This is a genomic window from Imtechella halotolerans, from assembly GCF_028743515.2.
In the GTDB taxonomy this organism is placed as follows: domain Bacteria; phylum Bacteroidota; class Bacteroidia; order Flavobacteriales; family Flavobacteriaceae; genus Imtechella; species Imtechella halotolerans.
The window spans coordinates 1,553,317-1,566,481 of sequence record NZ_CP117969.2 but is presented as its reverse complement, the minus strand read 5'-3'; the positions used below and the strand labels follow the sequence as shown (position 1 = coordinate 1,566,481).

Sequence of the window (13,165 nt, the reverse complement as noted above, 5' to 3'; positions counted from 1 at the left end):
TATTCAAATTAAACAAACTATATCATTAAAAATTCCATTACCTTGTTTTTATTTAAATACTTTTGTGCTGTTTTTTGTAGATCTTCTTTGGTTAATGACCGTATGAATTGTTGTTCTTCGAAGTTATTTTTCCAAGTAATATTGTGTCGATAAAAGTTGTACATGTTCAAAATAATCTGCTCGTTTTTGTTGATATGATTTACATTGTATCTAGAAGAATTTAGATAAGAATCTAAAATAAATTTAAATTCGTCTGTAGTAAAGCCTCCCTTTTTTATTTGTTCAATAATATTTTTTGATTCATAACGAATCATTTCTATTTCCTCTTTAATACAATCCAAAGTAATTCCTAATTCGTAGGAATTTATATTTGAATTGTACCGACCATATGCAGCCAAATAGTAAAGAGCAGCATTCCTAGAAAATCGTAATTTTTTAATTTTCTCATTCATTAATAATCCTAAAAGTTCAACTTTTATTTTTTCCTTCCAGCCTAAAGGGTTCTCAGGTTGTGTTATAAATCTTAGATTATATTTTATACTTTTCATTTCATAAGCTCCATTAACATTCTGTGCTGAAAACATATGGTAAATGGGTGGATTGATAAAATGCACTTTATTTTTTTTATAAGGGTGAATTTCGGTTTTTTGATGTCTCATAGGAAGATTTCCTAAGTACTTTTGTATCATTGGCAAAACTGATTTAATTTGGAAATCTCCTGAAATTAAAAAAGTAAATTCACTAGCATCCCCATAGAGTTGTTGGTATATTTTGTAAGCTCTATCCATATCTGTTTCTTCTATGCCATTGAGACGTTTTGTGCCTTCAAAAACCACTGTACTATCACCTAAAAATTGTCGAATTTCAACGTTAAAATCTTCTTGGATTAAATCGTTATATGTTGGAGATTGATGTCTCTTTTCTTCATCTTTTTTCCAATTTTCAAAGGCATTACTGTCTTTCCTTGGATTTGTAAAATATAAATAAACCAATTGTAAAAAGGATTCCAAATCTTTTAACATTACATTTCCTCGAATTCCAGTTTCATTGTAATGGACATAAGGGAAAATACCTTTATTAAAACTTGTACCTTTTAAATAACGGCTTAATGCATATTTATCTATTTCTCCTACACCAGCATTACGAATAATTAATGGAGCATTAATAGCTGAAAAGTAATCTTCTTTAGGAAAGATTGAAGCTCCTTTTTTACTAAATCCATGAAACATTATTCGGTTTTGGTTCAAACTTATTGTTGGTTTTACACTTTGAAAGGCAACTTTTACTCCATTATTTAATTGAATTTCATAGGTTCCGAATTTATTGGTTCCGTAATCAATGAAATTTATATTCTTTAATTTTGCGACTTCTGAATTACTTAATAATTGTTTTGGAGCGTTTGGATATTTAAAGGGTGATACCTTTATTTTTTTTGCTTGAAGAATCCAATTATTAAATTGTTCCTCATTATATTCTAAAATTGGAAATCCGTTGGGTATACTTACTGCAATATCATTTGGACTACTTGTTAAATATTCTTTGATTATGTTATTTATTTCATCTAAAGTGATTTCAGAAAGCCATTGCTTTATTTTTTCAGGTTTATTTTCTGCAAGATTATCTTCATAGATAAAGTGATTACTGATTTGTTCTAACCAGTATTCTGGTTGTAAATGAAAATATTGTTGAGGAGCATTTGAAAAATGGCTCCTAATGATGTCTTCCCATTCTTCTAAATTAAAACCAAACTTTTTTAATTGTTCTATAGAGTAAATGGCTTTATTAAGTGATTGGGGTATTTCATTGTTTCTTGTCTTAAAATTAATTTGAAATATAGGTGTGACTCTGGTTGGAGGATGGAAGTTTAGAACAAAATCTTCATTGTAAGAATTTGCTTGTTCTTTGAATCTGTTATTTAAAACCTTAGTAATCATTCCCCATATGATTTCACTTTTATAATCACCATTATGGATGGTTTTAATATCACGTATATTAAGTTTAACATTAACTTTATTATCTGAAATACTTTTAGGTTTCTCCAATACTAAAAATTTGTTTTCTCCATAAAAGTATTCTTTAAAACAGTTTGCGGAAGGAGGGGAATATTTTGGTGATTTTAAACTAGAAAAGTAATTTTGTATTTGATTCTCAATGTCATTTATTTTTTCGATTTTCCCAATCACCACCACAGCCATTAAATCAGGACGGTACCATTTTTTATAATAGTCGTGTAAGGATTTCCATGAAAAGTTGTTATTATGTTCAAAAAAATCAGAATAATTATTTAAACAAGGGAATAATAACGATTCAAGTTTTGTTTTAAAAAAGTAACTGTCCATATTGCCTCCCTGTCTAAATACCATTTCTTGTCTTAGGGGGCCTCTTTCATTGTCCACATCCTTTTTGTTTATTTTTAAGTTTTTTGCTATATCTTGAAAGAATTGAAATCCTGCGGTGAGTGCATCCTTACGATGTGAAGGAATTTTAAAAGAGTATATGGTATAAAAATTGGAAGTTTGAGCAGATATATCATTTTTTTTCATTTCCAAATGTTGTAAAAAACTGTTGTCATTTAGTATGTTTGCTGGAAAATGTTTTGCACTTTTAAAGGCTAAATGTTCGACGGCGTGGGCAAAGTCTAAGTGATACATGTCTTCATTATAGTTTCCTACTTTTACAAGGAAACTTATTTCTAATTTTTCCATTGGTTTATCTATAGGTTTTATATAATAAGTGAAACCATTAGGTAGTTTTCCATATTTTATGCTAGGATTATCGATTGTATCTTTATTTTCCTGAATCTGTGCTTTAGAAGCTGGGTTATTACAGAATAGAACTAATAACAAGCTTATTATAGACTGTGTTCTGATATTCATTTTGTTAAAAGGGTTTTGTTAGTAACCATCGTTTTGTGTAAGATTAGGATTTTTTATTCGTTCTTCTTCAGGAATCGGGTAGAAGAGGTCCGTATCTTGCCATAAAGGTTTTATACTTTTTAGGACTTGTGAAGCTCGTTCTGTACGTTTTAAATCTAACCATCGATGTCCCCATTCAGAAAAAAGTTCGTATTTGCGTTCGTACATAATGTAATCCATTAATTCACTTTTGCTTAATTCAGATTTCGTATCTGATATAAGTAGTAAACCAGCTCTTTTTCTAATTACGTTAATATCTTTAATTGCACCTGATAAATTATTTAGCTTTGTTCGCGCCTCAGCTCTTATTAAATACTGTTCAGCCAGTCGTAAAACCATTGAGTATTCCGTAATGTTATTTATGCTGTTCCTATCTTTGTATTTGTGTGGATAGTAACTTTCTACTCTATTGTGATAACCAATCCAGTAAGTTAGCCTCTTATCATTGGAGTTAATGTTGGAAACAAAATCATCTTTTAATTTGATTGAAGATATGAATGGTAAAGTAGGGTGAATAATAAAAATAGACCCTTCCATTGTTTGGGTTCCTCCACCATTACTTCCTATTGGTGATATTTGCCAGATTGCTTCTTTACTATTTGCTAAAAACACTGTGTTTAGGTCGTCTAAAATCTCGTATTTACCAGTTTGATTTATAACCTTTGTACTTAATTCTTCAGCTTTACTCCATTCTTTTAAGAATAAACTTACTCTTGCATAGAAAGCAATAACAACAAACCGATTCACATTTGTTCGCTCTAAATTTTTATAGTCCTCAACTTCATTTAATAAATTCATAGAAATATCCAAGTCGGTTTTTACTTGATCAAGTATTAAATCTATTGGAATACGTTTGGCAATAGCATTTCTGCGATAGTCTGTTGTAAGTATTAAGGGAACATCTCCATATAGATTGGCTAGATAGAAGTAAGTAAAGGCTCTAATGAAATGTGCTTGTCCTTCAACTGTTTTTTTTGTTTCTTCAGTAATTCTATTCGAATTCTCTATACCCTCTAGAATACTATTAGCCATATAAATAATATTATATGCGCTAGACCAAAGATTTAGATTTGCACTAGCGTCTGGCGATTCTGAACTCGAAATTTCATTTTCATTAAAAGGCCCAAAAATGCTGTGAGTTGTTCTGATGGGCTGTAGGATGTCTGCTGACATTCCTGCCAAAACTGTAACCGAAGAATTCCATCCTCCAGAAAATGTAGAATTAACTAATTCATTATATATCCCATTTATAGCACTAATTGCTGTTTCATCATTTGAAAAAACAGTTTCTTTATCCAATTTGTGAATAGGAGTGTCAATTTCAACAAAGCGTTCACAAGAGACTAAAACACAAGTTAACCAAAGTGTTATAATCCATATTTCATAGTTAAAATTTTTCATAAGTATATAATTTAAAAATTAAATTGAAAACCACTAGTGATGGTTCGTAAGCTAGGTGATGTGCTACCTCCTGGGAATTCTACATTTAACCCATTGTAATTGGTTAATGTGATTAAATTTTGTAATTCTATAAAAAACTTAAATGAATTTATTTTTGTTTTTGGTAAGAATTTTGGAGGGATATTATAGTAAAAAGACATTGTTTTTAGTCTTAAATAGGATGTGCTTACTGTGAAGTGTTCACTCCCGTATGCTCGAGAATATGCATTAAGTGCTAAGGAAGATTGTGATATTTTTTGTAAATCATTTTCGTGCCATTTTGTAAACACACCCAATGGCTGATTAGAAGGGGTACCTGGCATTGTAAAGTATGGCTGAGATCCATCCTGAATTACATATTCCCATAAAAAATTAAACCCAAAATTCTTGCTAGATATTACATTGTTTATTCCTCCATAAAATTTTCTTCCAAGATTTTTATATATGATGCGGTCTTCAAAGTTGTAACTACCATCATTATTTATATCACTTACTTGATAAAGTTTTGTTTCAGGATCAATCCCATCATATTGGTATAAAAAGCTAATATTAAGAGGATGACCTACTCTATATTGATTGATATAAGATGTTTGTTCGATATTAGGAAAACTTATAAGTTTATTATTAGGGACTGTTATATTTATGAATGTTTGCCACCTCAATTTATCTGATTTGATGTTTAAGGAAGAAAATTCTACCTCCAATCCTGTATTCTGTACTGTTGCGGGTAAATTAGATTGTATTGTGTTGAAACCTGTGATAGAGGGTAATGGATATCCTACTAGTTGATTTGAAGATCTATTTCGATACCAATTGATACCAAGATTTATTCGATTTTCTAAAAATCCTAAATTCAATGCAATTTCCAGTTTTTTATTTTCCTCCCAGGAATAGTCAGGATTCGTTAATTGGGTTGGAATTAATCCTCCAGGGCCTGAAGTGGTTTCATATGCATCCAAATAACCGTAATCGCCGATTTGATCACTTCCAGTTATTCCATAACTACCTCTGATTTTTGCAAATGATAAGGAAGGAAGTTTGTTTTTTAAGAATTTTTCTTCTGATAAAATCCAAGCACCGCCAATTGCTCCAAAATTTGCAAAATGTTTTTCTGGTCCAAATCGAGATGAACCGTCTCTCCGTCCCGTAAGATTAATGAAGTATTTATGCTTCCAGTTGTATCCTAATCTTGCGAAGGTTGAATTATATCGATACAGAATATCTTCATTAGTGTTTATCTGAATTGATTCTGCGGCTGCTAAGTTCCCAATTAATGATTCTGTAACATATCCTCGAGCTGAGATATTTAATTTGTAATCATTACTTTCTTGAAAGGTTATTCCAAAAAGTCCGTCAATTTCTCCCTCTTTAATAGAGGCATTATATACCAGCTGAGGTTCAATTATCCAAGATTGTCTTTTCGTATTTGACCATGAAGAGCTGTGTGGAATTTTATCTCTACTTTCGGGGGGATAATATTTGTTGGAAGTTTTCCCGGATGTTTGGTGGATTAAATTTGTATAACCTAAAGTTGTTTTAAACTTTAAATTTTTTTTCAGATGATAGTAGAATCCTAAATTAGATAAGATGTGATTGGACTTTGCAGATATATTCCTATGTAAAATGGTGGCCATAGGATTATCTAATGGAGATACCTTCCATCCTTCCCAATGTAAAGTCCCATCTTCATTATAGATTTTTGGAGCATTTGGAGGTAAGACTACCGCAGTATTAAATAGGGAATTACTTCCATTAGCAAATAAATTGCTAGAATCCACACCATAGTTTAAGGAAAAATCTAAATTTAGTTTTTTGTTACTTGAGAGATGATTTAAGTTAATTCCTCCAGAAATTTTGTGATAACCAAAATCACCAGGGAATACAGTTCCTTGTTTGTGGTATGACCCACCCAATCTAAATAAGGTTGTACCGTTTCCGCCACTAGCCCATAAATTGATATCTGAAATTGGAGCTGTCCCACCAAGTAGTACTTTTTGCCAATCTGTATATTGATTTTGGCCCCAATGGACCAAATCATAGTCATTTGAAGCTGTGGGTTCTCTATTATCATTTATTAGTGATTCCTTTCGAATGGCTAGGTATTGCTGAGTATTGAGTAGTTTCATTTTGTTTGATATTTTTGCAATACCAGAGTACCATCTAGCTTCAATGGCAGTTTTTTTATCAACTCCACTCCCTTTTTTTGTGGTAATTAGGATTACACCGTTAGCTCCTCTGGAACCATAAATTGCTGTTGCATCAGCATCTTTTAATACCTCAATACTTTCAATGTTGGAGATATTTACTGTTTTTAAAGGATCAACTCCATTTGTATATATATTACTACCAGATAGAGGGATGGGATTAATAGGGACACCATCTATAATGTATAAAGGATAGTTCCCTTCAGTTCGTAAACTGTTTTGCCCTCGAATTAATATTTCTGGTGCACTTCCTGGAACCCCACTTCGTTGAGTTACTTGAACTCCTGGTATTCGACCTTGTAAGGCTTCTAGAGGACTTATTATAGGTAGTAATTCAATTTCTTTAGAGCTCACTTTTGAAATACTTCCAGTACGTTCTCTTTCCTTTACTGAATAGTAACCAGCATTCACTGTTACTGCATCTAGCTCTGTTGCAGATTCAACTAGAGTTACGTTAATGGAAGTTCTACTATTTATAGCCACTTCCTGAGTGGTTAATCCCATATAAGAGAATACTAGAATAGAGTTAGAATTCGTAGTTACTGAAAAGTGACCATTCGAATCAGTAAAGGTCCCTTGCTTAGTTCCTTTTACTAGAATATGTACTCCCGGTATTGGGATACCCTCGCTATCTTGAACTGTTCCTGATACATTTTGTTGAACTGCAGTAGGAAAGTCATTCGAGGTATTTATTGGTGTTGCCCAAGTCTCGCAAGTATATAGGGCGGTAACAAGGATTAATAGGAATACAATAAGTAACCTAACCCTGTTGGAAGAGTTGTTTTTCATAATTTTGTGGTGATTAATTGAAATTGGTTTTTAACTGATTTCTCAGCCTGCTGTCATAGCTCTCACATTATGGCAGTAGGCTTTTTTTGTAACCCCTCGAAGTAGGTTCCCTGATAAAATTGGACATGTTCGGTTATAAATTTATTCGTTAATGATTCAGTGTTCTTTTTAAGGACTATAGTGGGTCGGAAGATTGTTTGGAAATCTCACCAACCCCTATAATCTTGACTAATTCAAATTTTTATACCATAGACAAATTATTTTAGATTACTTGCATGAAAAATTTCCCTACTACCATCTGGTCGTAGTTTTAATCAAATTAGGGGGTATCGGGTTATGCCGGATCACAGGAATGATTGGAGAAACTATTAATGTTTGATAATCTGTTTCATACAATCTTAAAGGACGTCAGTTATGGGACTTAGGGATAAATACACTCCGGAAAGACATTCGTATTATCCCATAACTAGTTAAATAGGTTTTTTAGGTATCTTAATAAAAAGAATATCAAAGAGGGACATTCCCTGTAACCACCTTGCGCAAAGTGATATGATATTTTTCTTATTAATTACTATCTGAACCATCGCTTTTTATAAAATTGCAATGCTTCTTTCGAGAAAGCTGTGCTTTGAAAAGTTGAATTTAACGCATAAAAATGGGCGTGGAACTCAACTTAGCGGATTGGGGTACTGGTATACCTTGTGTACGACTAAGTAAGCTCACGCCCGGGTCATGAGCAAACTTGCTTATCGTCTCGTACACATAAAAAGTACCAGTTTTCAATCCGAGATTCAAAGCAATTGCTTCTTATATTTTCTTTGAGAAGAATTGCAAATATATGTTATTAAGGCAAATATATGAAAAAAATCAATATGAGAGCGATAGCTCTCATAAAAGAGAACAATATTAGTTTCTTTTGTTGGTATGTCAATAGAAAGCCCACAAGAAAACAAAAAAAATAGTAAAAAATTGAGAAAGGTATTTCGGGTGGATAAGTATGTTTGTAAGTATCTGGCTGAGGAATGGTTTTCAAGTGGAGAATCCATGAGAGAGTATGGAAAAGTTTATGGTGTAAATTATCATGTCATTGAAAAAATAATAGGTGAAGACGGATATAATATACCGTTACATACTTTGAATGTCATTTGTTTTAATAAAGGGATTAAACTTTCTGATTTTTTTAAGCTTGTAGAAAGAAAATATGGGGGAAAACTAGATGACCATTATGAATTAAAGTGACACCACCCATAAAGTTTACACACTTTATGGGATAGTGTCCTATATTTACACCAGACGTTCTTTCATATAATGATTATTATCCCTTCGGGCAACTCCTACCCAATCGCCACGGGTCAACGGATACCTATCGTTACGGGTTCCAAGGTCAAGAGAAAGATGACGAGATTAAAGGGGAAGGAAATAGTATGAATTTTACTTTTAGGATGTATGACCCGAGATTAGGAAGGTTCTTTACTGTCGACCCATTATCCAAACAATATCCATTTTACTCGCCTTATCAATTTAGCGGAAATAATGTGATATCTCATAAAGAACTGGAAGGAGGAGAAGAGTTAATCGCTATTACACCAAAAGAAGAAGGAGATTCTTTTTTCTCTACCGTAAACGGTAAGGCCATATCTGTAAGCATAGTTACAAAAGGATTAGAAACCATCGGAGAGAAAGCAACTGCTTTTTCTTATTCTTTTGCTTATAAAGAATTGGCTAAAGGAAAGTTAAAGGGAACTAATGGTAAAATATATACCGTTAATGAATTAATAGTTAGAGATGTTACATTGATTGACGGAACCGTAGTGGAGAATGTTACTATGGCGTCTAGAAATTTAGGCAATCAATACTTCAATACTAGGCAAATAAATCAAATTGAAGCTTTTAGAAGTAGGTCTCTTAAACATCTTGGAAGCATTTTGGAAAAATCTGGAGATGGTTGGGATGCTATTTCATTAGTCAACGAAACTGCTAATAATGGCGGTCAAGTGGATGCGAATTCCCTTTTAGGAACGGGAATCACAACATATGTGGCTTCTTCAGGTGGATTCTTGCCTGCTATGGCCGTAGGTTTGGTAGTTGATTTATTGGGCAATGAAGCCCAGAAAGGAATAGATGAAATTAAAGAAGCTAGGAGAGACTATATTTTAGCTGTCGCACAAGGTAGAAATTCAGTGTCAACATTAGAATACGAGGTTAACAACGGAGTTGTCAAGGATAATTTTGAAGTCATAAGTATGCCAACATCAATATTAGGAGACTTTTTGACTGGACAAATTAAAACAAAGCAAGAACTGGATAATGCAATTTGGAGTGATGAAAATGCAATGTTACAAAGAGACAGTGCTATTTTAATTGAATATATCGATGACGGTAACAGTATTATTGTTCATAAAGCATATCTAAATACTAAAAACAGTGTTGAAGTTAATCCGGAGACAAAATCAGATAAGAAATAGAGGTTGTATTATTTTATAGCGATATTAGTAATTGGTTTGATTATATTCTTACTCAACAAAAAGCTGAAATCAGACAGTTCTTCTTTATCGAATGTGAAACGAACAACAATTGAAAAAATAAAGAATACTGGAACGGTTATTGAGTTGGATGCGAATAATTGTGAGGTGGTAAAAAATGACACCATATTAAAGCATGGCTATTATCAATCTTCTAGTGCATACGGTTTGAAGTTTTTGAAAAGAGCAAAGTATAGAGTTGAAGATAGGTATCAAGTACAATCCCTATTGATTTGTCGATATGTTAACTCAAAGGGAATTAAGAATAAATTTGTGAAACAGGTTAATATGGACAGCACTTTATTGAGGGTTAAAATAAATATGCAAAAAAAAATAAACATTTACGTGAATAATATGGATAGCGACGATTATTATATTGATTTGGATTTTTTATATAGTTAATTATGAGATATTTACTTTTTTTGATGTTTTTTTATTTGGCAAACACTAATAATGTTTGTGAAATCAATTTTGATTCAGTTGGTTTGAGTGATTTTGATTTGAATATGTCTTGCCATGAGCTAAAAGAAATCTTTCCTGAACTGAAAAAAGAACCTAATAGTAAATTAGATGATAAGATATCTACTTATTCTTTTGTTACAAACCAAAAAATACTAAATGAGAATAGGAAAGTTAAGTATTATTTTGCATTTAAGGAAAACAAGCTTCAAGCTTATGTTTTTAATGTTTATGCTGGAAAAGACATAAAGTATTACAAGGATTTTGTTAAAGAGGCTAGAAAAAACAATGCCTTTATATCTGAAAGAGGAACGTCTTTTTTAGAGAACAAAAATGGCTGTGAGAAATTTTTAAGAATAAAGTCAGACCCTGATGAAATAATAATTTTTGGTGGAATTAGCCAAATAGGAAGTTATTGGTAACAACCCATATAATCAAAAGCTATCGGAAACGGTAGCTTTTGATTATATGGGTTGTAGGATTTTTTTGGAATTTTTACTAATTCCTGACTAGTTGTTTTAGTATATCCAAAATTGGTTTTGAAATGTAGTTTGGAGTTTAATTTGCGGGAAATACCTAATTGAGATACTATATTGCTATTTTGTGTTGTGCTAAAATTGAAATAACCTTGCAGTGGGTTGTCCAATCCTGCTAGACTCCAACCCATCCAATGTAGGCTACCATCTTCATTGAAAATTTCAGGAGCATTTGGGGTTAATCGAAATACATTTGAGGATAAGTTTGTATTTCCAGATAAATTGTTATAATCTACACCATAATTTAACGATAGATTTACACTAAGTTTATCATTTTGGGATAAATTATTAAGATTTAAGCCAAATGTTAATTTATTGTAATTGAAATCTCCTATATAAACACTTCCTTGTTGGTGGTATGAGCCTCCAATTCGAAAAGAAGTGCTTTCATTACCACCATATGTTACTATGTTTATATCCGAAACTGATGAAGTTTTTCCAAAAAAGAAATTTTGCCAATCTGTATTACGATTTTGATCCCAGAGTAATAAATCAGGTGCATTTGAATCGTTTGGAATAAGTCCGTCATTTTCAAAGGCAATTTGTCTTATTTTTAAGTATTCTTTGGTATTAAGTAAACCTAATTTGTTTGGCACTTTTGAGATACCGGAGTATGTTCTTACTTCAACTTGAGTTTTTTTCTTGATACCTTTTTTTGTGCTTATTAGAATTACTCCGTTAGCACCTCTAGAACCATAAATTGCTGTTGCATCAGCATCTTTTAGGACTTCTATACTTTCGATGTTAGAAAGGTTGAGCGTGTTTAATGGATCTATACCAGTAGTGCTTAGAAGTGTATTACTTTCAATTGGAATTGGATTAATAGGTACTCCATCTATTAGGTACAAAGGAAAATTACCTGCAGTACGTAAGCTATTCTGCCCCCTGATACGTATTGTAGATGCCATTCCCGGTTGGTCTCCTCCAGGAGTGATCTCAATGCCTGCTATTCTTCCCTGTAAGGCTTGCAATGGACTAACTATAGGTTGCAGTTCAATTTCTTTCGAGCTTACTTTTGAAATACTTCCAGTACGTTCTCTTTCCTTTACTGTATAATAACCAGCATTCACTGTTACGGCATCTAGCTCTGTTGCAGATTCAACTAAAGTTACGTTAATGGAAGTTCTACTATTTATGGCCACTTCCTGAGTGGTAAATCCCATAAAAGAGAATACTAGTACCGAGTTAGAACTCGTAGATACTGAAAAGTGACCATTCGAATCAGTAAAGGTCCCTTGCTTAGTCCCTTTTACTAGAATATGCACTCCCGGAATTGGGATACCCTCGCTATCTTGAACTGTTCCTGATACACTTTGCTGAATTGCAGTAGGAAAGTCATTCGAGGTATTAATTGGTGTTGCCCAAGTCTCGCAAGTATATAGGGCAGTAACAAGGATTAATAGGAATACAATAAGTAACCTAACCCTGTTAGAAGAGTTGTTTTTCATAATTTTGTGGTGATTAATTGAAATTGGTTTTTAACTGATTTCTCAGCCTGCTGTCATAGCTCTCACATTATGGCAGTAGGCTTTTTTTGTAACCCCTTGAAGTAGGTTCCCTGATAAAATTGGACATGTTCGGTAATAAATTTATTCGTTAATGATTCAGTGTTCTTTTTAAGGACTATAGTGGGTCGGAAGATTGTTTGGAAATCTCACCAACCCCTATAATCTTGACTAATTCAAATTTTTATACCATAGACAAATTATTTTAGGTTACTTGCATAAAAAATTCACCTACTACCATCTGGTCGTAGTTTTAATCAAATTAGGGAGTATCGGGTTATGCCGGATCACAGTAATGATTGGAGAAACTATTAATGTTTGATTATCTGTTTCATACAATCTTAAAGGACGTCAGTTATGGGACTTAGGGATAAATACACTCCGGAAAGACATTCGTATTATCCCATAACTAGTTAAATAGGTTTTTTAGGTATCTTAATAAAAAGAATATCAAAGAGGGACATTGCCTGTAACCACCTTGCGCAAAGAGATATGATATTTTTCTTGTTAATTACTATCTGAACCATCGCTTTTTATAAAACTGCAATGCTTCAATAAAAGAGGCTTTACCTTGAATAGTTAAATTTTGCGCATAAAAAGGCGTGGAACTCAACTTACGCCTTTGCGGTACTGGTATACCTTGGAAACGATAAGAGAGCCCACGCCCGGGTCGTGAGCAAAGGTACTTATCATCTCGTTTCCATAAAAATTACCAGTTTTCAAAGGCGAGATTCAAAGCAATTGCTTCTATAATATTCTTTAGAAGAATTGCAAATATATGTTATTGAAACAAAT

8 protein-coding genes are annotated in these 13,165 nt (G+C 32.6%); 4 read left to right on the top strand and 4 right to left on the bottom strand.

The features are described 5' to 3' along the window. Positions 1-17: 17 nt before the first annotated feature. The 3 genes from PT603_RS07020 to PT603_RS07010 all read right to left on the bottom strand — a co-directional run bounded on the left by PT603_RS07020 (position 18) and on the right by PT603_RS07010 (position 7,348). Positions 18-2,705 (bottom strand): M16 family metallopeptidase, encoded by a 2,688-nt coding sequence (locus PT603_RS07020; RefSeq protein WP_373568197.1) that lies wholly within the window; start codon positions 2,703-2,705, stop codon positions 18-20. Between the two features lie 189 nt (positions 2,706-2,894). Then, positions 2,895-4,316, bottom strand: coding sequence for a RagB/SusD family nutrient uptake outer membrane protein (locus PT603_RS07015; RefSeq protein ID WP_008240351.1), 1,422 nt, complete (start codon positions 4,314-4,316; stop codon positions 2,895-2,897). Between the two features lie 11 nt (positions 4,317-4,327). Further along, positions 4,328-7,348 carry a SusC/RagA family TonB-linked outer membrane protein gene (locus tag PT603_RS07010; RefSeq protein ID WP_008240349.1) on the bottom strand — a complete coding sequence of 1,007 codons (3,021 nt, stop codon included), beginning with the start codon at positions 7,346-7,348 and terminating at the stop codon, positions 4,328-4,330. Positions 7,349-8,272: 924 nt separating this feature from the next. On the opposite strand from PT603_RS07010, the gene PT603_RS07005 reads away from it, so the two are divergent. From PT603_RS07005 to PT603_RS06990, 4 genes are all read left to right on the top strand, one after another. Beyond that, positions 8,273-8,587: a hypothetical protein gene (locus tag PT603_RS07005; protein WP_008240647.1), complete on the top strand. Its 315-nt coding sequence runs from the start codon at positions 8,273-8,275 to the stop codon at positions 8,585-8,587. A gap of 41 nt (positions 8,588-8,628) precedes the next feature. Next, on the top strand, positions 8,629-9,813 hold the full coding sequence (locus tag PT603_RS07000; RefSeq protein ID WP_081483499.1) for an RHS repeat domain-containing protein: 1,185 nt from the start codon (positions 8,629-8,631) through the stop codon (positions 9,811-9,813). 93 nt (positions 9,814-9,906) lie between these two features. Continuing rightward, positions 9,907-10,272 (top strand): hypothetical protein, encoded by a 366-nt coding sequence (locus PT603_RS06995; RefSeq protein WP_155805677.1) that lies wholly within the window; start codon positions 9,907-9,909, stop codon positions 10,270-10,272. 2 nt (positions 10,273-10,274) lie between these two features. After that, positions 10,275-10,751 (top strand): hypothetical protein, encoded by a 477-nt coding sequence (locus tag PT603_RS06990; RefSeq protein ID WP_040488878.1) that lies wholly within the window; start codon positions 10,275-10,277, stop codon positions 10,749-10,751. Here PT603_RS06990 and PT603_RS06985 read toward each other — a convergent pair. After that, positions 10,742-12,313, bottom strand: a complete 1,572-nt coding sequence (locus PT603_RS06985; protein WP_008240656.1) for a TonB-dependent receptor plug domain-containing protein — start codon at positions 12,311-12,313, stop codon at positions 10,742-10,744. The two genes, PT603_RS06990 and PT603_RS06985, sit on opposite strands and share 10 nt — an antisense overlap. Between the last annotated feature and the right edge of the window lie 852 nt (positions 12,314-13,165).